Source organism: Noviherbaspirillum soli (assembly GCF_015352955.1).
GTDB classification, from domain to species: Bacteria; Pseudomonadota; Gammaproteobacteria; order Burkholderiales; family Burkholderiaceae_D; genus Noviherbaspirillum_A; species Noviherbaspirillum_A soli.
This window is the reverse complement of record NZ_JACYOX010000029.1, coordinates 13,693-34,341: the sequence shown is the minus strand read 5'-3', so window position 1 is coordinate 34,341 and position 20,649 is coordinate 13,693. Positions and strand designations below refer to the sequence as shown.

17 protein-coding genes are annotated in these 20,649 nt (G+C 64.5%); 13 read left to right on the top strand and 4 right to left on the bottom strand.

The features are described from left to right. Positions 1-10: 10 nt before the first annotated feature. Together IGW04_RS18505 and IGW04_RS18500 are read left to right on the top strand one after the other, a co-directional pair. On the top strand, positions 11-1,255 hold the full coding sequence (locus tag IGW04_RS18505) for an efflux RND transporter periplasmic adaptor subunit (RefSeq protein ID WP_194714569.1): 1,245 nt from the start codon (positions 11-13) through the stop codon (positions 1,253-1,255). Next, positions 1,252-2,694, top strand: a complete 1,443-nt coding sequence (locus tag IGW04_RS18500) for an efflux transporter outer membrane subunit (RefSeq protein ID WP_194714568.1) — start codon at positions 1,252-1,254, stop codon at positions 2,692-2,694. Before IGW04_RS18505 ends, IGW04_RS18500 begins: the two co-directional genes overlap by 4 nt. Positions 2,695-2,836: 142 nt before the next feature. On the opposite strand, the gene IGW04_RS18495 is transcribed toward IGW04_RS18500, so the two are convergent. Continuing rightward, entirely contained in the window at positions 2,837-4,060 is a 1,224-nt protein-coding gene (locus IGW04_RS18495; RefSeq protein WP_194714567.1) for an ABC transporter substrate-binding protein, read from the bottom strand. 145 nt (positions 4,061-4,205) lie between these two features. Then, positions 4,206-5,408, bottom strand: coding sequence for a family 1 glycosylhydrolase (locus IGW04_RS18490; protein WP_194714566.1), 1,203 nt, complete (start codon positions 5,406-5,408; stop codon positions 4,206-4,208). 110 nt (positions 5,409-5,518) lie between these two features. Here IGW04_RS18490 and IGW04_RS18485 point away from each other — a divergent pair, with 110 nt between their 5' ends. The 4 genes from IGW04_RS18485 to IGW04_RS18470 all read left to right on the top strand — a co-directional run bounded on the left by IGW04_RS18485 (position 5,519) and on the right by IGW04_RS18470 (position 10,564). Then, positions 5,519-5,974 (top strand): universal stress protein, encoded by a 456-nt coding sequence (locus IGW04_RS18485; protein WP_194714565.1) that lies wholly within the window; start codon positions 5,519-5,521, stop codon positions 5,972-5,974. 113 nt (positions 5,975-6,087) lie between these two features. Further along, on the top strand, positions 6,088-7,512 hold the full coding sequence (locus IGW04_RS18480; protein WP_194714564.1) for a M20/M25/M40 family metallo-hydrolase: 1,425 nt from the start codon (positions 6,088-6,090) through the stop codon (positions 7,510-7,512). A gap of 218 nt (positions 7,513-7,730) precedes the next feature. Further along, on the top strand, positions 7,731-10,175 hold the full coding sequence (gene ppsA, locus IGW04_RS18475) for a phosphoenolpyruvate synthase (RefSeq protein ID WP_194714563.1): 2,445 nt from the start codon (positions 7,731-7,733) through the stop codon (positions 10,173-10,175). After that, a complete protein-coding gene (locus IGW04_RS18470; RefSeq protein ID WP_194714562.1) occupies positions 10,172-10,564 on the top strand; it encodes a CBS domain-containing protein in 393 nt (130 codons plus the stop codon). Before ppsA ends, IGW04_RS18470 begins: the two co-directional genes overlap by 4 nt. Positions 10,565-10,655: 91 nt before the next feature. On the opposite strand, the gene IGW04_RS18465 is transcribed toward IGW04_RS18470, so the two are convergent. Both IGW04_RS18465 and IGW04_RS18460 read right to left on the bottom strand, forming a co-directional pair. Then, on the bottom strand, positions 10,656-11,585 hold the full coding sequence (locus IGW04_RS18465; protein WP_194714561.1) for a DedA family protein/thiosulfate sulfurtransferase GlpE: 930 nt from the start codon (positions 11,583-11,585) through the stop codon (positions 10,656-10,658). Positions 11,586-11,789: 204 nt separating this feature from the next. Then, positions 11,790-12,512, bottom strand: coding sequence for a PEP-CTERM sorting domain-containing protein (locus IGW04_RS18460; protein ID WP_194714560.1), 723 nt, complete (start codon positions 12,510-12,512; stop codon positions 11,790-11,792). Between the two features lie 419 nt (positions 12,513-12,931). On the opposite strand from IGW04_RS18460, the gene IGW04_RS18455 reads away from it, so the two are divergent. The 7 genes from IGW04_RS18455 to IGW04_RS18425 all read left to right on the top strand — a co-directional run bounded on the left by IGW04_RS18455 (position 12,932) and on the right by IGW04_RS18425 (position 20,621). Beyond that, the gene (locus tag IGW04_RS18455) at positions 12,932-13,837 is read left to right on the top strand and encodes a polysaccharide deacetylase family protein (RefSeq protein WP_194714559.1); all 906 of its coding nucleotides are present in this window, start codon (positions 12,932-12,934) and stop codon (positions 13,835-13,837) included. 466 nt (positions 13,838-14,303) lie between these two features. Beyond that, a complete protein-coding gene (locus IGW04_RS18450; RefSeq protein WP_194714558.1) occupies positions 14,304-15,359 on the top strand; it encodes a bifunctional UDP-4-keto-pentose/UDP-xylose synthase in 1,056 nt (351 codons plus the stop codon). 241 nt (positions 15,360-15,600) lie between these two features. Then, positions 15,601-17,265 carry a glycosyltransferase family 39 protein gene (locus IGW04_RS18445; protein WP_194714557.1) on the top strand — a complete coding sequence of 555 codons (1,665 nt, stop codon included), beginning with the start codon at positions 15,601-15,603 and terminating at the stop codon, positions 17,263-17,265. Next, the gene (locus IGW04_RS18440) at positions 17,262-17,633 is read left to right on the top strand and encodes an SMR family transporter (RefSeq protein ID WP_194714556.1); all 372 of its coding nucleotides are present in this window, start codon (positions 17,262-17,264) and stop codon (positions 17,631-17,633) included. The genes IGW04_RS18445 and IGW04_RS18440 overlap by 4 nt, the downstream gene beginning before the upstream one ends. Then, a complete protein-coding gene (locus IGW04_RS18435) occupies positions 17,630-18,748 on the top strand; it encodes a DegT/DnrJ/EryC1/StrS family aminotransferase (protein WP_194714555.1) in 1,119 nt (372 codons plus the stop codon). The genes IGW04_RS18440 and IGW04_RS18435 overlap by 4 nt, the downstream gene beginning before the upstream one ends. After that, positions 18,748-19,719 carry a glycosyltransferase gene (locus IGW04_RS18430; RefSeq protein WP_228527197.1) on the top strand — a complete coding sequence of 324 codons (972 nt, stop codon included), beginning with the start codon at positions 18,748-18,750 and terminating at the stop codon, positions 19,717-19,719. The genes IGW04_RS18435 and IGW04_RS18430 overlap by 1 nt, the downstream gene beginning before the upstream one ends. After that, a complete protein-coding gene (locus IGW04_RS18425; protein WP_194714554.1) occupies positions 19,716-20,621 on the top strand; it encodes a formyltransferase in 906 nt (301 codons plus the stop codon). The genes IGW04_RS18430 and IGW04_RS18425 overlap by 4 nt, the downstream gene beginning before the upstream one ends. Positions 20,622-20,649: the final 28 nt, after the last annotated feature.

Genomic DNA, 20,649 nt, shown 5'->3' with positions numbered 1-20,649 from the left:
GACGCACTACATGTCCGAGCAACGCCATTCCGGCCTGACGCAGCATATGCCGCACGAGGACGAGGCCGCCGATATGCACAAGCGCAGGCAGCTGCTGCGGCGCGCGAAGATCAGCGCGGCCGTGGTGCTGGTTATGCTGGGCCTGGGCGCGGCGCGCACCATGGTCAGCCGCATGTCGAATGCCCATGCGCTGGAGGCGGTGGCTGCCAGCAACGGCAAGCTGCATGTGCGGGTGGCCTCGCCCAGGGCCGGCGCTGCCGGGCAGCCGCTGGTGCTGCCGGGCACGCTGCAGGGCTACACCCAGTCGCCGGTGGCGGCGCGCGCCAGCGGCTACCTGAAGCGCTGGACCAGGGATATCGGCAGCCGCGTGGCCAAGGGCGAATTGCTGGCCGAGATCGAGACCCCGGAAATCGACCAGCAGCTGACGCAGGCTGTCGCCGCGCGGGCGCAGACCGCGGCCAGCCTGATGCTGGCCAAAAGCACGATGGAACGCTGGGAAGCGCTGCGCAAGAAGGACGCGGTGTCACAGCAGGACCTGGATGAGAAACGCAGCGCCCATGCACAGGCGCGCGCCAACCTGGCCGCGGTCGATGCCAACATCGAGCGGCTGCGCCAGCTGGAAGCCTTCAAGCGGGTGACCGCGCCCTTCGCCGGCGTGATCACCCGCCGCAATGTCGACGTCGGCGACCTGATCGATGCCGGCGGCGGCGCCAGCCGCGCGCTGTTCCTGCTGACCCAGACCGATCCGCTGCGCATCTACGTCAACGTGCCGCAGTCCTATTCCCAGCTGGTGCAGGCCGGCCAGAAGGTCACGGTCAGCCAGCCCGAACTGGCCGGCCGCAACTTCGAAGGCAAGGTGGAACGCACCGCCGCCGCGATCGACAGCGCGACCCGCACCATGCAGGTCGAGGTCGGCCTGCCCAACCGCGACAATGCGCTGCTTCCCGGCGCCTATGTGCAGGTGGCGCTGCCGGTGACGAGTTCGGCGCTGACGATGTCGACCAATGCGCTGATCTTCAGCAGTGCCGGGCCAAAGGTGGCAGCGGTGGACCAGGCGGGACGGGTTCATCTGAAGCCAGTGCGCATCGGCCGCAACTTCGGCCAGACCGTGGAAGTGCTGGAAGGCGTCGATCCGGCCGACCGGCTGGTGCTGAATCCGCCGGATGCGCTGGCCGAGAACGACCTGGTCGAGGTGGTTGCCGATGCCCCGGCCGCGAAGGCCGGCAACGGCAGCCAGACCCGGCCGGCGCCATGACGCGGCCATACCGCCTGGCCGGCGTCCTCGCCGGCGCCGCCCTGCTGGCAGGCTGCGCCGCGCCTCCCGAGATGCGCAGGCCGGCGCTGGACCTGCCGGCCGCATGGACGCTGGAGGCGCCCTGGCGCGAAGCCCGTCCCGATGACGGCGCCGCGCGCGGCTCGTGGTGGCGGCGCTTCGGCGATGCCGAGCTCGATGCGCTGCAGCAGCGCGCGCTGGACAACAGCCCGACGCTGGCGCTGGCCGGCGCGCGCCTGGCCCAGGCCCAGGCCGCGCTGGATGCGGCGCTGGCTGCGCGCTATCCGCAGCTGGGCCTGAACCTGCGCGGCGCGCGCCAGCGCATCTCGGCCAACCGGCCGCTGACCAACTACAGGTCGCCGAATTTCTCCACCGTGCAGAACGACGCAATCGCCCAGTTGAGCGTGAGCTATGAAGCCGACCTGTTCGGCCGCATCGCCAGCAATATCGCCGGCGCCACCGCGTCGGCCGAGCAGTCCGCGATCGACCTGGAAAACGCCCGCCTGCTGCTGGCCGCGGACGTTGCCACCGCCTACTTCAACCTGCGCACCGTCGACACGGAACTGGACGTGGTGGCGCGCTCGGTGTCGCTGCAGCGGCGCGCGCTGGAGCTGGCCAGCGACCGGCATGACCTCGGCGCGGTGTCGGGGCTGGACGTGGCGCAGCAGCAGGCGCTGCTCGACAGCACCCTGACCCAGGTCGACCTGCTCAAGCGCCAGCGCGCCCAGTTCGAGCATGCGCTCGGCACCCTGACCGGCGCCGGCGCGCCCGGCTTCACGCTGGCGCCGCGGGCGCTGCCGGCGCAGTCGCCGCTGGTGCCAGCGGTGCCGCTGGGCTTGCCCTCGGACCTGCTGGAACGCCGGCCCGACGTCGCCGCCGCAGAACGCGCGATGGCGGTGGCCAATGCCCAGCTCGGCGTGGCCAATGCGGCCTTCTATCCCAGCATTTCCTTGAGCGCCGCCGGCGGCATGGAATCGCGCGCCCTGCCGGCGCTGTTCGATGCGCCCAGCCTGCTGTGGTCGCTAGGCGCGTCGCTGGCCCAGCCGCTGTTCGATGCCGGCCGCATCCGCGCCAACCAGGCCGGCGCCCAGGCCGGCTATGAAGCCACGGTCGCGGGCTATCGGCGCGTGGTGCTGACGGCGATGCAGGAAGTCGAGGATGGCATCAGCGGCATGGCTTCGCTGGAACGCGCGCATGCGCAGGCGCTGCGCGCCGGCGACAGCGCGGCCCGGGTGCTGGATTTGGCCACCGCGCGCTATGAGGGCGGTGTCGCCAGTTACCTGGACCTGATCAGCGCGCAGCAGAACCTGCTGACCGCGCAGCGCCAGGTGGCGCAGCTTGCCGGCCAGCGGCTGCTGTCGTCGGTATTCCTGATCAAGGCGCTCGGCGGCGACTTCCAGCGCGCCGCCGCCGGGGGCTGAACGCCAGCGCGGCCATCAGGCAGAGCGCCCCGGTGCCGGGTTTGGCCGATAGGGATGGATGCAGAGCACGGCTTGTTGTGAAAGTAGACCAATATCGAGGCGGCATTCCCGCCCCGATGCCTCACTCGCCTGCCCCGTCCGGCTACTTCTTCACCAGCGCACAGGCGGACGCGCTCAGCGGCTGGAAAGCCTGTTCTCCAGGGACGGTCGACACCAGCTTGTAGTAATCCCAGGGCGCCTTCGACTCGGACGGTTTCTTGACCTGGTACAGATACATGTCATGCACCATGCGGCCATCCTCGCGGATGCGGCCATTCTTCGCAAACATGTCGTTGATAGGCATTTCCCGCATCTTCTGCATCACCGCGCCGGTCTCGTCGGTGCCGGCCGCCTTCACCGCCTTGAGGTAATGCATCACCGAGGAATACAGGCCGGCCTGGCTCATGTTCGGCATCTTCTTCGTCTTCTCGAAGAAGCGCCGCGACCACTTGCGGCTTTCGTCGTCATGGTCCCAGTAGAAGCCGGTGGTCAGCAGCATGCCCTGCGCCGCGTCCAGGCCCAGCGTATGCACATCGTTGATATAGACCAGCAGGCCGGCCAGGCTCTGCTTGCCCGAGGTGGTGAGACCGAATTCCCGCGCCGCCTTGATCGCGCTGATGGTGTCGCCGCCGGCATTGGCCAGGCCAATCACCTTGGCGCCCGAGCCCTGCGCCTGCACCAGGAAGGAAGAAAAGTCCGAGGCATTCAGCGGATGCCGCACCGAGCCCAGCACCTTGCCGCCATTGGCGCGGATCACGTCGCTCGCATCCTTTTCCAGCGTGGTGCCGAAGGTATAGTCGGCGGTCAGGAAGAACCAGCTGTCGCCGCCATTCTTGACCACGGCGCGCGCGGTGGAATTGGCCAGCGCATAGGTATCGTAGGCATAGTGCACCGTGACGGCGGTGCAGGCATCGTTGGTCAGCCGCGCCGAGCCGGGGCCGCTGAAGACGGCGATCCGGTTCTTTTCCTTTGCAATCGGCACCACCGCCAGCGCGGGGCCGGATGCGGCCACATCCAGGATCGCATCGACCTTGTCGCGGTCATACCATTCGCGCGCCTTGGACGCGGCGATGTCGGCCTTGTTCTGATGGTCCGCATGGACCAGTTCGACCGGCTTGCCGAGCACCTTGCCGCCGAAATCCTCGATGGCCAACTGTGCGGCGGCAACGCTGCCGGTGCCGGTGATGTCGGCATAGAGGCTGCTCATGTCGAGCAGCAGGCCGATCCTGACGACGTCGTTGGAAATCGCCTCCGCTGGCCGGGACTGCGCCTGGGCGCCGGCTGCGAAGCCGAGCGCGATCATTGCCGCAAGCATCTTGCGTGGCATGGTGTCTCCTCCTGTTGTTATGAGTGCTCCATGGTACCAACGGAAAGACAGGACATGTCAAGCCGGTGTGATGCCGTGGTCGCTGCCCGCATGATCACGTGCAAGCCGGCGGGCTCTGAATCGATTGCACGGCCAGTCGCAGGGCCTAGTACATCGACAGCATGCCGCTGGAGATCCGTCCCCGCCAGGTGCGGATCAGGTCGCGGTACAGCTCGCCCACCGGCCTGATCTTGCGGTCCAGGCTGAACAGGCCATAGCGGTTGACCTGGCCATCGTCCTTCACCAGCAGGCTGTCCCAGTCCACCTGGTCGATCAGGCTGTACCAGGTGAAGCCGATGATGGGCACGCCGTCTTCCTTGAGCCGCACCAGGTTGCCCCACTGGCGTTCCAGCCAGGAACGGGCATCCTTCTCGTTGAGGGCATAGTCGCGGTTGTTGGTCTCGGTGTGCATCACCGGCAGGCGGTAGCGGTCATAGTACTGCTTGGTGATCACGTAGTAGCCCAGCATTTCATACTGCTGGGTGCTGCCGTCGGGATGGACGACATGCTCGTTGGTCGCATAGTAGTCATTGCCCATGATGCAGACCGGCCGGATGTTGTGGTCCAGGAAGAAATGGAATTCCTCGCGGGTCATGCCATTGTCCAGCAGGTACTCGTACATGGTTGCGCACAAGTCATAGCCGTAGCACAGGTCCAGCGACAGGAAGCGCCGCTCGTTCATGTGCCGGGCCAGCTTCACGGCGTCCGGATGCGAGGGATGAAAGTATTCCGACGACTCGCTCTGGATGAAGCGCGCCGCCGGCTGCACCTCCAGGATCGCCTCGGTGGCCAGGATGTTGGCCCTGGCGATGTGCTTGCTGGCGGTGATGAAGGCCCGGTCGTCCGTCAGGCATTCATTCCATATGCCGAGCTTGGCGGAAAAGTGCGCGGTCACATACATCTCGTTGATGGGCGTGTACAGCCTCACCCATGGAAAGCGGATGGCGAAGGCCCGCGCATAGTCGGCAAAGTGGCGCGGGAATTCCGGGTTCTGGAAATTGCCCAGCCAGTCCGGCAGGCCGAAATGGCACAGGTCGACGCAGGGCGTGATCTGCAGCCGCCTGATTTCATCGAAAGCCTGGTCGGTGAATTCCCAGTCGTAGCGGCCGGCGCCGCGATGGACCTGGTAGTACGGCGGCCCGTAGCGCAGCAGATCCACGTCCAGCTCCCTGGCCAGCGCGAAGTCTTCCCGGTACCTGGCATAGTGGTCGGTCTTCTGCATTTCGTCCACCCGCCTGGCGCTGCCGTCCGGCTGGCGTATGGTCGGATAGCTGTTCTCTATGCCGGTTGCGAAAAGAAATCCATGCATGGCTGTCCCTGGTGTGCCTGGTGTCCCACCAAGCCATGTAATCAGGCGGATGGTTTTTCCGGATTGCGCGGCGTCAAGACCGCGCTTCCGACGGCTGCTAAGGTCGCTTCATGTTTTCCCGGATATTGATCCCCACCGACGGCTCGCCCGCGTCCGCCGCCACCACGCTGGCCGGCATGCGTTTCGCGCGCAAGCTCGGCGCGGAGGTGGTGGGCGTTTTTGTTGCGCCCGAATTCCGCTACCCGATCTATATCCAGACCATGCCGCCCTGCTATCTGAGCGACGAGGAATACCGGCTTTCGATGCGCACCGTCGGCGAAACCTATCTCAACGAAATGCGCAAGGCCGCAGCCGGGGCAGGCGTTGCGTTTTCCGGCGAGATGCTGTTTTCCGATGCGGTCGCCAAATCCCTGCTCGACACCGCGCGCCAGCGCCAGTGCGACCTGATCTTCATCGGCTCGCACGGCCGTGGCGGCTGGCAGCAGGCGCTGCTCGGCAGCGTGACCATGAAGGTGGTGTCGGCCTCGCCCGTGCCGGTGCTGGTCTATCGCGATCTCCCGGCCTGAGGCGCAGGAGACGGCGTCACTTACGGCAGCAGTGGCTTTGGGCTAAAGTGTTGCGCCGCGCGCACTTTGCGCCCTGGCATCAGCCATCAGCCATCACACGGAGACAAGAACCAATGAAGAAAGTCCTCATGAACGCCGCCATTGCCGCCGCCATTGCCGCCGCGCTGGCCGGCAGCGCCTGGGCCGGCGCCCAGAACCTGCCGGACGACACGCCACTCACCGCGGAACAGCAGCGTTTCCATGACATCTACAAGGAGCTGGTCGAGATCAACACCACCCATTCCAGCGGCAACAATACCGAAGCGGCAAAGGCCATGCAGAAGCACCTTCTGGCGGCAGGCTTCAGGCCGGAGGATATCCAGTTGTTCGAGCCGTATCCGCGCAAGGGCAATCTGGTGGCGCGCTACCGCGGCACCGGCAGCAAGAAGCCGGTGCTGCTGCTGGCCCATATCGACGTCGTGGAAGCCAGGCGCGAGGACTGGAAGACCGACCCGTTCAAGCTCAAGGAAGACGACGGCTACTTCACCGCCCGCGGCTCGTCCGACGACAAGGCCATGGCGGCCTCCTTCGTCTCCATCCTGTCCCAGTTGAAGCGAGAAAACTTCATGCCGGAACGCGACATCATCCTGGCGCTCACGGCGGACGAGGAACTGGGCGATGTCCCCAGCAACGGCGCCTTCTGGCTGGTCAACAACCAGCGTTCCGCGATCGATGCCGAGTTCGGCATCAACGAAGGCGGCGGCGGCCAGCTCAACCAGGGCAAGCCCATCCTGCACCGGGTCCAGGTGGCCGAGAAGATGTACACCACCTACAAGATCGAAGTGAAGGATGTCGGCGGCCACAGCTCGCTGCCCACCGCCACCAATCCGATGTATGAGCTGAGCGCCGCGCTGAACCGGCTTGGCGCCCACCGTTTCCCGGCCAGGCTGTCGGAAGTGACCCGCACCTACTTCGAGCGCAGCGCGCAGTTCGAGACCGGCCAGCGCGCCGACGACATGCGCGCGGTCGCCTCCGGCAAGGGCAGCGATGCCGCCATCGACCGCCTCTCGGCCACGCCGCTGTACAACGCGCTGCTGCGCACCACCTGCGTGGCGACCCAGGTCAATGCCGGCCATGCCGAGAACGCGCTGCCGCAATCGGCCAAGGCGGTCGTCAACTGCCGCATCCTGCCGCATGACGATCCGGCCGAGGTGGATGCCACGCTGAAGAAGGTCCTTGGCGGCGAGCGCCTGACCATGGTCGCCAGCAACCCGCCGCTGCGCAGCCCGGCCTCGCCCTTGCGTCCCGACGTGACCGGCGTGATCGAGAAGCTGACCGGGCAGATGTGGCCCGGCGTGCCGGTGATACCGGCGATGAGCACCGGCGCCACCGACAGCCGCTTCATGCGCAACGCCAACATCCCGATGTACGGCGTCTCCGGCATCTTCAGCGAACCAAGCGACGCCCGCGCCCACGGCCTGGACGAGCGGGTAGCGATACCGCGGCTGTACGACGGCCGCGAGTTCATGTACCGCATGGTGAAGGCGCTGTCGCAGTAAGGCATGCTAACGGCCGCCGATCAGCCCCGGCCTGATCGGCGGCTGTTGATGCGTGGCGCTTGATGCGCTCTGACGCACATCAAGCGCCGCTGCGCGAAACGATGGTGACGGCAGCGGCTCGGCTATCCTGAAGCCGGACAAGGCGCATACCATGCGCGCGCGGGCCGGCAGGCCCTGCATCGCATCCCGCCTTCGGACCAGGAAGGAGCGCCGATGCGATGACTTTCATACGATGGTTTGCCGAGCTTGGCGTGGGCGACGTGCCGCTGGTCGGCGGCAAGAATGCTTCCCTAGGCGAAATGTTCCGCGAGCTTGGCGCCCAGGGCGTCAGGGTGCCGAACGGCTTTGCCGTCACGGCCGAGGCCTATCGCGTCACGCTGGAACAGGGCGGCGCATGGAACAGGCTGCATGCGGCGCTGGACGGGCTCGATCCGGGCAATGTCGACGACCTCGCCCGCCGTGCCCACGAGGCGCGCGAGATCGTGTACGGCACGCCACTGCCCCCGGAACTGGCAACCCAGATCGTGGATGCCTACAAGGCTCTGCGCCAGCAGTACGGGGAGGCCCTCACTGTCGCCGTGCGCAGTTCCGCCACCGCGGAAGACCTGCCCACCGCCAGCTTTGCCGGTCAGCACGAAACCTTTCTCAATGTCAGCGGCGAGGCCAGGCTGCTGGATTCGGTGCGCCGCTGCTATGCCAGCCTGTTCACGGAACGCGCCGTCATGTACCGCATCGAACATGGCTTCGATCACTTCAAGGTATTGCTCTCGGCCGGCGTGATGAAGATGGTGCGCGCCGACCTCGCCGCCAGCGGCGTCAGTTTTTCCCTTGATACCGAAAGCGGCTTTCGCGACGTGGTGCTGATCACCGGGGCCTATGGCCTGGGCGAGAACGTGGTCCAGGGCACGGTGGACCCCGATGAATTCTATGTCTTCAAGCCCACGCTGCAGGCAGGCAGGCGGACCGTGCTGCGGCGCACGCTGGGCGGCAAGGAAATCCGCATGGTCTATGCCCGCGCCGCCGGCCGCGACACCACCCGCAACATGCCGGTGGCGCGCCAGGAACGGCAACGCTTCTGCATCGGCGACGCCGAAGTGCTGGAGCTGGCCGAGGCCACCATGCGCATCGAGGCCCACTACAGCGCCCGCGCCGGACAGCCCACGCCGATGGATGTGGAGTGGGCCAAGGATGGCATCGATGGCCAGCTCTACATCGTGCAGGCGCGGCCGGAAACCGTGGCCTCGCGCAAGTCCTCGGCCATGCTGGATGAATACGTGCTGGAGGGCGGCGGCGTCGCCATCGCCAGCGGCCGCGCGGTCGGCCGCGGGGTGGTGTCGGGGCGCGCCAATGTGGTGGCCGACGTCTCCGAACTCGGCCGCTTCCAGCGCGGCGAGATCCTGGTGGCCGACACCACCATGCCGGACTGGGGCACCGTGATGAAGCAGGCGGCGGCCGTCGTGACCAACCGCGGCGGGCGCACCTGCCATGCTGCCATCGTTGCGCGCGAGCTTGGCATTCCGGCCGTGGTCGGCTGCGACGATGCCACCGAGAAGATACGCAGCGGCGACGAGGTCACGGTCTCCTGCGCCGAAGGCGACACCGGCCGGGTCTATGCCGGCGCGCTGCCATTTCACAAGACCAGCACCGACCTCTCCGCCCTGCCCATGCCCGGCACGCGGCTGATGATCAACATCGGCAACCCGGACCTCGCCTTCCAGCTGAGCTTTCTGCCCAATGACGGCGTCGGCCTGGCGCGCATGGAGTTCATCGTGGCCGAGCATATCCGGGCGCATCCGATGGCGCTGGCCCATCCGGAGCGGGTCGACGACCCGGCCGAGCGCGAGCGCATCATCGCGCTGGCCGGCGCCTACGCCAGCCCGGCCGACTATTTCGTCACCCGGCTGTCGGAAGGCGTCGGCACCATCGCCGCGGCCTTTTATCCCAAGCCGGTGATTGTGCGCATGTCCGACTTCAAGACCAATGAATATGCCAGCCTGCCCGGCGGCCGCTGGTTCGAGCCGGTCGAGGCCAACCCGATGATTGGCTTCCGCGGCGCGGCCCGCTATACCCACCCGGCCTATGCGGACGGTTTCGCGCTGGAATGCCGGGCAATGAAAAGGGTACGCGCCGACATGGGGCTGGACAACGTGCGGCTGATGATTCCGTTCTGCCGGCGGGTGGAGGAAGCGCGCCGGGTGCTGGACGCGATGGCAGCCATGGGACTGGCGCGCGGCGTGGACGGCCTGGAAATCCATGTGATGTGCGAGATCCCGAACAACATCCTCCAGATCGACGCCTTTGCCGCGCTGTTCGATGGCTTTTCCATCGGCTCCAACGACCTGACCCAGCTGGTGCTGGGCGTGGACCGCGACTCGGAAATCGTTTCCTTCGATTTCGACGAGCGCGACCCCGGCGTGCTGGAAATGCTGCGCCTGGCGATTCAAGGCGCACGGCGCTGCGGCCGCCATGTCGGCATCTGCGGCCAGGCGCCTTCGGACTATCCGGAGCTGTCTGCCTTTCTGGTGAAACAGGGCATCGACGCCATCAGCCTGAACCCGGACTCGGTGATCCGCACGATCAGGACACTGCTGGAGGCGGAGCAGCAGCTCGGCATCCCGCCGCGGCCGCCGGCCTCGCCCCATGCACAAGGAGAAAGACCATGACGCTTCGCGCCGCTGATCTGATGACAACGCCGGTAGTCACGGCGCAGGCGGACCAGACCGTCGCCGCAGTGGCTGCCACCATGCACCAGCACCGGCTGTCCTTCGTGCCCGTGACGGAAAAGGCCGGCGGCACGGTGCTGGGGATTATCAGCGCCGCCGACATCCTGCATCTGGAAGCCGCGCGCCAGGATACCGGGCGCCTGAAGGCCTGGCAGGTCTGCGCCTACAAGCCGCTTGCGGTCGATGCCGATACGCCGGCCGCCGAGGTGGCGCGGCAGATGCTGGAGCGGCAGGTGCATCATGTGGTGGTGATGCGCCAGCATGATCTGCTGGGCGTGATTTCAGCGCTGGATTTCGTCAAACGCTTTCTTGCGGAAAACCCGGCCTGATCAGCCTGTTGCCGGCGCGCGCTGTAAAGGAAGCCGACAACGGGCCTGGCGGGTCGGGCCTGTGCCTCCGTGCAATCGATCAATCAATCAATCAATGCGTGCCGTCAGTGGCATAGCCGGCTTCGCGCCAGGCATCGATGCCGCCCTGCAACGGACGCACGCGGGTATAGCCGCGCTTGAGCAGTTCCCTGGCTACCAGCGCAGCCGAGGCTTCGTTCGGACAGGCGCAATAGACGATGACCTCGTCGGCAAGCGGAATGTCGCCGGCAACGAATTCGCTGAAGTCGGGCCCGATGGTGATGGCGCCGGGAATGCGTCCCTGCGCCTGCGACTGCGGGGCGCGCACATCCACCACCAGCGGCTTTTCGCCCTGCTGCAGCATCTCGTACAGCTCGTCGACCGAGATTCTCGCCATGCGCAGCGAGCGCATGAAGCGATAGCGTTGCCACCATTTGCCGGCAATGAAGACCGCCAGCACCAGGGCCAGCAGCGCCAGGCCGCCGCGGCCCAGCTGATCCAGCACCCGCATCAGGTCATCCACGGTCGAGCTGAACAGCGTGCCCAGGTACAGCGCCGAACCGGCCCAAAGAACGGCGCCGATGGCGTCGAACAGCAGGAAGGCCAGCGTGCCGGTGCCGGTAGCGCCGGCCAGCGCGCTGGCCAGCGAGGCAAAGCCCGGAATGAATTTGGCCACCATCAGCGAGGCCGCGCCCCAGCGCGAAAACGCGCCCTCGGTCTGGCGCACGCAGGAATCGGCGGACAGCGAAAGCCGGCACAGCAAGGCCAGGATGCCGCGGCCATAACGGCGGCCGGCGAGATACCAGCCGGTATCCGCGATCAGCGCGGCCAGCACGGCCACCATCAGCAGGGTGGATGCGGCATACCGGCCATCAGCGGCGAGCGCGCCGGTCAGCACCAGCGTCGGATAAGCCGGTATCGGCGCGCCGGCCTGCTCCACCAGCACATTGGCGAATACAGCGGCGATGCCGTACTGCTCGATCATTTGCAGCAGCCATGACATGGCGCCTCCCTTGCTCTGCCTGCGTTGCGGCGCCGATTGCGCCAAACCGCAAGCATAACGGCTCGCGCCTGATCGCGCCCGGGAGCCTGCGCGGCCTTTGCCGGCAGCGGGAAAGCCCACAGGGTAAAGACAAACAGGGCTGGCGTTGGAATCGCCAGCCCTGTGCGGGGTTAGGAAAACCAGCGCCCTCAGGCGCTGTCAGTCTCAGCCCTTGTTACGACGGCGCATGAAACCCAGCGCGGCCAGGCCCAGGCCAAAGATCGCCACGGTGCTCGGCTCGGGAACGGCATTGCCGCCGCCGCCGTTGCCGGTGCCGCCTCCGCCGCCCTGGGCAAAGTTCACCGCGAAGAAGGTCTCCGGTCCGCCCTGGACATTGTTAATCGTCGCGGAAAGGCCGATCCGGTTGTTGGCAGAACCAAAGGCGCTGGTCGCACGCGTGATTTCATCCGCGCTCAACTGGAATACGAAGCCGGCATTGCCTATGCCCCGGTCGGTGGCGTCCAGCGGCAGAGCAGTGAACGGATTGGAGGTGAACAGGGGCGAGCCGCCAGCCGGGCCGAAGATGCGCAGCGAGAGATCGGTCAGTGTCAAGCTGCTGGCACTGGCCGGCTCGTTCGGATTGAAAACGATGCGCAGGGAAGACGGGCTGGTCACGCCCAGGCTGCCCAGCGTCGGCGTCCCGGACTGCGACGCGCCATTGGGGACATCGCCGGTGGTCGTGGTGGCGGAGCCGTTCCAGAGCACGGCACCGCTCTCTGTCGTGGAATTGGCAGGGCTGTTCAACGTGAGGATGGTATTGACTGCTCCCAATCCAGTGCCCTGGAAATCACCCGGTCCCGCCAGGATAAGCGCGTGGCTCGACGAAGCGGCTACCGCCAGCCCGATCGCAGCCAATGTGCGTGTCACGCGAAAAGTCATTTTGGTCATGAAAAGCCTCATAAGATTTTGGGTCAGCGAACGGGTTCTGTAGCCCTTCTGATGACGATCTCCCTTGTACGAAACCGACAATCGCACAAAGTGTGCCAGTACTCCTAAGCATCTGTTTTTACACACTGTTTCTTGTAAAAAACGGTATCTCTCAGGAATTGTGTAATAAATTCCGACGCAAACGTCATATAATTTTAACAATGTTTTCAGGAATGTTAATTTTCCTGCATCGGCTCCACGCAGCCGTAGCCATATGTCTTGCTGTGCTGGTGTCAGTACTGTCTGGTTGCCGGCCACGAATGACAGGAATTAACTAACCGCATTAGAATGCGCGGTCCGGCCTTTAACCCGTTTCCTCAAAAGGCAGCCGGCTGCATTGCAGCGGCCGGTTCACTGCCTTTCTTACTTCCAGATCCATCATGAAAACGATTGTCCTGAAGGTGGATGTCGACACCTACCGCGGTACCAGGGAAGGCGTTCCACGCCTGCTGCGCCTTTTTCAGTCGCGCGGCGTCAATGCGACCTTCCTGTTCAGCCTTGGTCCGGACCATACCGGCCGGGCGCTCAAGCGGGTGTTCCGTCCCGGCTTCATGAAGAAGGTGTCCCGCACGTCGGTGCTGGAACACTATGGCCTGAAGACGCTGCTGTACGGGACCCTGCTGCCAGGGCCGGACATTGGCCGCTCACTGGCCGACATCATGCGCATGACCGAAGCGGCGGGGTTCGAGACGGGCATCCATTGCTGGGACCATATCCGCTGGCAGGATGGCGTGGCCGGCGCCGATCCGGCATGGACACGTCGGCAGTTCCATCTCGCCGCCGACCGCTTCAGGGAAATCTTCGGACATGCAGCGCCTACCCACGGCGCAGCCGGGTGGCAGATGAATGCCGCCGCCTATCTTGAAGAAGAAAGGCTGGGGCTTGCGTATGCCTCCGACGTTCGCGGCAGGTCGCCTTTCCGCCCGGTCGTAGATGGGAAAGCGCTGGCATGCGTCCAGCTTCCGACCACGCTGCCCACGCTGGACGAACTGCTGGGCATCGGCGACATCGTGCCGGAAAACGTCCATCATCATCTGATCGCGGCAAGCGGCGAGGAAAGGGAGTTCGGGCATGTCTACACCCTGCATGCCGAGCTGGAAGGGATGCGCCTGCTTCCGGCGATGGAACGCATGCTCGACGCCTGGCAGGCAATGGGCTACCGGATCACGTCCCTCGGCGAACTCTACCGGAGCCTCGATCCTGAACGTTTGCCATGCCACCGCATCGATACTGGAGAAGTTCCGGGACGCTCAGGCTTGTTGAGCGTACAGGGCGAGGCAGCCTGACCGGCAATTCCGGCCGCAGACCGGCTCGGGTCCGAGATGCAGGCTGGATGCCCGGCGAATTCATATACAGCATGTAGTTTCCGCATAGAAACCAAATGTCAGCAAATTGTCAGGCCATTTTCAGTTTCCTGACAGGAAATATTTGTATTATCCTTATTTCTGTGCAAAATCACGGGCAACCGCAGGTCAGGCGGGTAGTGTGTCCGGTACGGCTCGCACCATGCTGAAGGGCAAATATTGACAATGGCCGGCCATGTATTCTGTCCAGTCCAACGTTGCCTTGCCAAGGCTGCATCTGCTCTCGGACGACAGGCAATAAGGCATGAAACGGCATTTTTGTTCGGGGTCGTCGCCGGGTTCGTGGCACCGTCAGTCCTGCGGACGGTCTACGTGCTGGAGCCCGGCATGCACCCCTGCCACTCACCCATGGTTTCCTTTTGACACTTTAATTTTTGGCAGTGATGTGATGAAAAAAGTCCTCATACTTGGCGTTAACGGTTTCATTGGCCACCACCTGTCCCGGCGTATCCTGGAAACGACCGACTGGCATGTTTATGGCATGGACATGATGTCCGATCGCATTACCGAATTGCTGGACAACGAAGCCTTCAAGCCGCGCCTGCATTTCTTTGAAGGCGACATCATGATCAACAAGGAATGGGTGGAATACCACGTCAAGAAGTGCGACGTGATTCTGCCGCTGGTCGCGATTGCTACGCCCTCCACCTATGTCAAGGAACCTCTGCGCGTCTTCGAGCTTGATTTCGAGGCGAATCTTCCCATCGTCCGTTCTGCGGCGAAGTATGGGAAGCACCTGGTTTTCCCCTCCACCTCCGAGGTCTATGGCATGGTGGACGACCAGGAATTCGACCCGGCCGAATCCAACCTGGTATACGGACCGATCTCGAAACAGCGCTGGATCTATGCCTGCTCCAAGCAGCTGATGGACCGCGTCATCTGGGCCTATGGCGCGGAGCAGGGCCTGAATTTCACCTTGTTCCGGCCATTCAACTGGATCGGCGCCGGGCTTGACTCCATCCACACCGCCAAGGAGGGCAGCTCGCGGGTGCTGACCCAGTTCCTGGGCCATATCGTACGCGGCGAAAACATTTCGCTCGTGGACGGCGGCAGGCAGAAGCGCGCCTTCACCTATATCGACGACGGCATCGCCGCGCTGATGAAAATCATTGCAAACGAGAATGGCGTGGCAAGCGGCAAGATCTACAACATCGGCAATCCGGACAATAATTTCTCGATCCGCGAACTGGCTGAAATGATGCTCGCCCATGCCAGGGATTATCCGGAATACACCGAAATGGCCGGCAAGGTGCAACTGGTCGAAACCAGTTCGGACGCTTATTACGGAAACGGTTATCAGGACGTGCAGAACCGGGTGCCCAAGATCACCGAGACCTGTCGGGAACTCGACTGGAAACCAGCCACCTCGATGGCGGAAGCGCTGGCCCATATCTTCGAGGCGTATCGCAGCGAAGTCGCACAGGCCAAAGAGCTGATCCAGTAGCGCGGATGCTGCCTGCGGCGATTCGCGGCTGCGGCCGGGCCGGCGCCTGCCAGCCCGGCCGCAGCGCTGGCCCCCTGCCCTTGTCATTCCCGCTGCGTCAGCCGGTTGCGCATCGCCCGCTCGGCCGCAGCCGTTATCGCATCAGGCCATCCTCCGGCTATCATTGCGTTTCTTCTTGTCAGCCCTCATGCCGCAGCAAGCATTGCGCATCCCATGTTGGCCGTTACCTGTCAGGCATTTCATGATCAAAAGATCGCTGGCCCCCGAACCGGGTCAAAAGCGCCGCGTGCAAGTCCTCCTGTTCTGGGCCGTCGTCACCGTCATCTGGTTTTCCTCACTGGGCCTGCGGGCACTGATCCACCCGGACGAAGGCCGGTATGCCGACATTTCCCTGACCATGCTGCAGTCGGGCGACTGGATCACGCCAAGGCTCAACGGCCTGCTCTATTTCGAGAAACCCGCGCTGCAGTACTGGGCAGGCGCCGCCAGCTTCTTCCTGTTCGGCATCAATGAATTCGCCGCCCGCTTCTGGCCCGGCCTGACGAGTTTCCTGACGGTTCTCGTCGTCTGGTCTTTTGGGAAGCGCCTGTATGGCCGCGACATGGCCGGCAAGGCTGCGCTGATCGTGGCCGGCACCATGTGGATCGTGGGGAACGGGCATTTCCTTACGCTGGACATGGGCGCCACCTTCTTTCTCACACTGGCGCTGTTCAGTTTCCTGCTCGCCCAGGATGAGCAAACCACGCCCCGCATGCGCCGCTGGATGATGTGGCTGTGCTGGGCCGCGATGGCCGGCGCCACCCTGTCCAAGGGACTGGTCGGCCTGCTCATTCCCGGCATGACGATCGTTCTGTATTCCCTGACCGGCATGCGCTGGGCGGTATGGAAACGGCTGCATCTGCTGAGCGGCCTGCTGATCTATTTCTGCCTTGCCGCGCCGTGGTTCATCCTGGTCTCGCGCCGCAACCCGGAATTTGCGAACTTCTTTTTCGTTCACGAGCATTTCCAGCGCTTCCTCACCACCGAGCACAAGCGCACCGGCGCCATCTGGTACTTCGTCCCGGTCCTGCTGCTGGGCTTTTTCCCATGGACGACCCTGCTGGCCAGGACATTGCGGGAAGGCTGGAAAAGCGACGGCGCCGGTTTCCAGAGCCGGCAGGTGCTGCTGATCTGGTGCATCTTCACCTTCGCGTTCTTCAGCGTGTCCGGCTCCAAGCTGCCCTCCTATATCCTGCCGATGTTCCCGGCGCTCGGCATGCTGCTTGCGCTCGGCATCGGGCAGGTGACCGAAAAGGCATGGAGATGGCATCTACTGGCGCCGGGATTGCTGTTTGCCGCACTGGTCGGGCTGTATCCCTTCGCCGGCAAGGCCGTCACGCCGGAAGCGCCGCTGGAAGTATGGCAGCACATGCTGGGCTTCATGGCCATCGCGGGCCTGGCCGGCATGCTCGGCACATGGCTTGCCTGGCGGGCAATCAGGCGCGGCCAGCTGACCATGGGTCTGGCAGCGCTGTCACTGACCAGCATCGTTGCGATGACCCTGGCCATGACCGGCCATGACAGCTATGGCCAGCTGAAAAGCAGCAAACGCATCGCGCATGCCGTGGGACAATACCTGCACGATGACACCGAACTGTTTTCAGTCAGAATGCATGACCAGACCTTTCCCTTCTATCTGCGGCGGCCGGTTACCCTTGTCGACTATCGTGACGAATTCGCGCTTGGCCAGGATATCGAGCCAACGCGGTGGATCCCATCGCTCGCGCAATTCGAGAGCCGCTGGCGCAAGGCGGCCAGCGCAGCTGCCATGATGCATCCGGAAACCTATGACGAACTTTCCAAGAACCAGTTGCCCATGCAAGTCGTCTACCGTGATGCGCGGCGGCTGGTGGTGGTGAAGCCATGAAGGCCGCGGAGTTCTCGCTGATCCTGGCGGGCGTCCTGCTCAATGCCTTTGCCCAGTTGCTGCTCAAGGCAGGCGTGCGGCAGATCGGCCACTTTGATTTCGTTCTGGCCAACAGCTGGAGCGTTCTGCTGCGGGTGGCGGGCAGCCTGCCCATCATCGGCGGCCTGGCGTGCTACGTTGTCAGCGTGGTGGTCTGGATACTTGCGCTGTCGCGCGTCGAGGTCAGCGTCGCCTACCCGATGCTGTCGATCGGCTATGTCATCAATGCGGCGCTGGCCTGGTGGCTGTTCGGCGAAGCTGTGGGAATGCAGCGGCTTGCCGGCATCGGCGTCATTATCATCGGCGTGATTATCGTGGCTCGATCATGAATCCTGAATTTCTTCCCTTTACCCGCCCGTCGATCGACGAGGCCACCATCGAAAGCGTCGCCGCCGTGCTGCGTTCCGGCTGGCTCACCACCGGGCCGAAATGCGCTGCGCTGGAAGCGGCCTTGTCGGCACGCGCCGGCGGGCGGCTGGTCCGCCTCGCCTCCTCCGCCACCGCGGCGCTGGAATTCGGTCTGCGCATCGCCGGCGTCAAGCCTGGCGACGAGGTGATCACCACCTCGCTGTCCTGGGTGGCGACCGCCAATGTCATCCTTGCGGTCGGCGCCAGGCCCGTGTTCGTCGACATCGATCCGGCCACCCGGCTGATCGATCTCGACCTGGTCGCCGCGGCCGTGACGCCGAAGACCTCGGCCATCATACCGGTGGACCTGGCCGGCTTTCCGGTCGACCGCGACAGGCTCTACGACATTGCCAGCCATCACCGGCTGCGCGTGCTGGAGGATGCGGCGCAATCGCAGGGCGCGAACTGGAAGGGCCGGGAAATCGGCAGCACCGGCGACCTGGTGGCATTGAGCTTTCATCCGAACAAGAACATGACGACCGGCGAAGGCGGCTGCCTGATGGTCAACGATGCCGCCGAGGCCACGCTGTTCGAGAAGCTCAGGCTGCAGGGCGTGACCCGCTCGCCGGACGGCACCTACGACTGCGACATCCTGGGCGGCAAGGCCAACCTGACCGACATCGGCGCGGCCATCGGCCTGGGCCAGCTGGCGCATCTCGATGAAGCCAATGCCCGCCGCCGCGGCCTTGCGCGCCTGTATCTGGAAAAGCTGCAGGCAGCGGGCCTCGGATTGCCGCCCGCCGACTTCGAGCAGACCAACTGGCATATGTTCCAGGTACTGCTGCCGGAGTCGCTCGCGTCGCGCCGGCCTGCAGTGATTGCATCGCTGAAGGCGGCCGGCATCGGCTCCGGCGTTCATTACCCGGCGATACACACCACCACGCTGTATCGCAACCTTGGCTGGCGCCCCGGCGACCTGCCCCACACCGAATCGGTGGCATCGCGCATCCTGACACTGCCGCTGTTTCCCCAGATGAATGAAGGCGATGTCGAGCGCGTCTGCGCCGCATTGCTGGCCATTATCAAAGGCTACTGATGGACAGCCATATCCAAAGCCCCCAGATCTCGCTCGTCATTCCCGTCTTTAACGAAGAGGCCTGCCTGGAAAGCCTTTTCGACCGCCTCTACCCCGTGATGGACGGCCTTGGCGTCTCCTATGAAATCCTGTTCATCAACGATGGCAGCCGCGACCGCTCGGCCGCCCTGCTGGCGGAGCAGTTCCGCCGCAGGCCGGACGTGACGCGCGTCGTCCTCTTCACCAACAATTTCGGGCAGCACAGCGCCATCCTCGCCGGCTTCAGCTTTTCGCGCGGCAGCAGGATCATCACGCTCGATGCCGATCTGCAGAATCCGCCCGAAGACATCCCGCTGCTGCTCTCAGCGATGGACCAGGGACATGATTATGTCGGCTCGATCCGTCGCCAGCGCAACGACAGCTGGTGGCGGCACTCGGCCAGCCGCTTCGTGAACCGGGTACGGGAGCGCACGACCGACATCCGGATGACGGACCAGGGCTGCATGATGCGGGCCTACGGCAGGCACATCGTGGACACCATCAACCAGTGCCAGGAAAGCCATACCTTCATACCGGCGCTTGCCTATACCTTTGCCCGCAACCCCACCGAGGTGGTGGTGGGACATGAGGAGCGGTACGCGGGAGAATCGAAATACTCGCTGTACAAGCTGGTGCGCCTGAACTTCGACCTGATGACAGGCTTTTCGGTGATGCCCCTGCAGCTGTTTTCCCTGCTGGGCATGGTGGTGTCCCTGGGCTCGGGATTCCTGGTCGCTTACCTGCTGCTGCGCCGGCTCATCGTGGGGCCGGAAGAAGGCGGCTTGTTTACCCTCTTCGGCATTGCCTTCTTCCTGATCGGGCTGGCCCTGTTCGGACTCGGGCTGCTGGGCGAATATGTCGGCCGAATCTATTTCGAAGTGCGCAAGCGGCCACGCTACATGGTGTCCGCGGTGCTGGAGCAAACCCATTTGCAGGAAGACCAGACGGTATGACCTCCGCAGTGGTGTTTGCCTATCATAACGTCGGCGTGCGCTCGCTGAAGGTGCTGCTGGCCCATGGTATCGACGTACGGCTCGTGATTACCCATGAAGACAATCCCGGCGAACAGATCTGGTTTGCATCGGTGCGGGAAGTCTGCCGCGAATATGGCATTGCCTGCATTACGCCTGCCGACCCCAACGCCGACGACGTTGTTGCACGGGTGGCCGCGCTTGATGCCGATTTCCTGTTCAGCTTCTATTACCGGCTGATGCTGAAAGCGCCGCTGCTGGCCACGGCCAGGCTGGGCGCCTTCAATCTGCACGGCTCGCTGCTGCCCAAGTACCGTGGCCGGGTGCCGGTGAACTGGGCCATCATCCATGGCGAACGGGAAACCGGCGCCAGCCTGCATGTGATGAACATCAAGCCCGACAATGGCGCGCTGGTGGACCAGCAGGCCGTGCCGATACTTCCGGACGACACCGCGCAGGACGTGTTTACGAAAGTGATGGTTGCAGGCGAGATTTGCCTGGATCGCGCGCTGCCCAGGCTCATCGCCGGCACCGCCACACTGACGCCGCAAGACCTGTCGCAAGGCGCTTATTTCGGTGGGCGCACCGCCGAAGACGGCCGCATCGACTGGCGCCAGCCGGCACGACGCATCCACGACCTGGTGCGTGCCGTGACGCATCCCTTTCCCGGCGCCTTCGCCGACCTCCCCGGCGGCAGGCTGCATGTATGGCGCACCCGGGTAGTGGATCAGCCGGCGCCCGCCGGGAAGCCCGGCATGCTCGAATTCCGGGACGGCTCGCACACCCTCTATCCGCTCGGCGGCGGCTGCCTGCGCGTGCTTGAGGCCGATATCGATGGCGGCGCGCTGCCGGAGCAGGATCTGCCGCTTCTGCGGATTCCGTAGCATGCCGGCAGTCTGCGTGGCGATGCAG

What these genes read in the sequence shown, in the direction of transcription:
- IGW04_RS18505 (WP_194714569.1), top strand. Translation starts at nt 11, where the DNA reads ATGTCCGAGCAACGCCATTCCGGCCTGACGCAGCATATGCCGCACGAG.
- IGW04_RS18500 (WP_194714568.1), top strand. Translation starts at nt 1,252, where the DNA reads ATGACGCGGCCATACCGCCTGGCCGGCGTCCTCGCCGGCGCCGCCCTG.
- IGW04_RS18495 (WP_194714567.1), bottom strand. Translation starts at nt 4,060, where the DNA reads ATGCCACGCAAGATGCTTGCGGCAATGATCGCGCTCGGCTTCGCAGCC.
- IGW04_RS18490 (WP_194714566.1), bottom strand. Translation starts at nt 5,408, where the DNA reads ATGCATGGATTTCTTTTCGCAACCGGCATAGAGAACAGCTATCCGACC.
- IGW04_RS18485 (WP_194714565.1), top strand. Translation starts at nt 5,519, where the DNA reads ATGTTTTCCCGGATATTGATCCCCACCGACGGCTCGCCCGCGTCCGCC.
- IGW04_RS18480 (WP_194714564.1), top strand. Translation starts at nt 6,088, where the DNA reads ATGAAGAAAGTCCTCATGAACGCCGCCATTGCCGCCGCCATTGCCGCC.
- ppsA (WP_194714563.1), top strand. Translation starts at nt 7,731, where the DNA reads ATGACTTTCATACGATGGTTTGCCGAGCTTGGCGTGGGCGACGTGCCG.
- IGW04_RS18470 (WP_194714562.1), top strand. Translation starts at nt 10,172, where the DNA reads ATGACGCTTCGCGCCGCTGATCTGATGACAACGCCGGTAGTCACGGCG.
- IGW04_RS18465 (WP_194714561.1), bottom strand. Translation starts at nt 11,585, where the DNA reads ATGTCATGGCTGCTGCAAATGATCGAGCAGTACGGCATCGCCGCTGTA.
- IGW04_RS18460 (WP_194714560.1), bottom strand. Translation starts at nt 12,512, where the DNA reads ATGACCAAAATGACTTTTCGCGTGACACGCACATTGGCTGCGATCGGG.
- IGW04_RS18455 (WP_194714559.1), top strand. Translation starts at nt 12,932, where the DNA reads ATGAAAACGATTGTCCTGAAGGTGGATGTCGACACCTACCGCGGTACC.
- IGW04_RS18450 (WP_194714558.1), top strand. Translation starts at nt 14,304, where the DNA reads ATGAAAAAAGTCCTCATACTTGGCGTTAACGGTTTCATTGGCCACCAC.
- IGW04_RS18445 (WP_194714557.1), top strand. Translation starts at nt 15,601, where the DNA reads ATGATCAAAAGATCGCTGGCCCCCGAACCGGGTCAAAAGCGCCGCGTG.
- IGW04_RS18440 (WP_194714556.1), top strand. Translation starts at nt 17,262, where the DNA reads ATGAAGGCCGCGGAGTTCTCGCTGATCCTGGCGGGCGTCCTGCTCAAT.
- IGW04_RS18435 (WP_194714555.1), top strand. Translation starts at nt 17,630, where the DNA reads ATGAATCCTGAATTTCTTCCCTTTACCCGCCCGTCGATCGACGAGGCC.
- IGW04_RS18430 (WP_228527197.1), top strand. Translation starts at nt 18,748, where the DNA reads ATGGACAGCCATATCCAAAGCCCCCAGATCTCGCTCGTCATTCCCGTC.
- IGW04_RS18425 (WP_194714554.1), top strand. Translation starts at nt 19,716, where the DNA reads ATGACCTCCGCAGTGGTGTTTGCCTATCATAACGTCGGCGTGCGCTCG.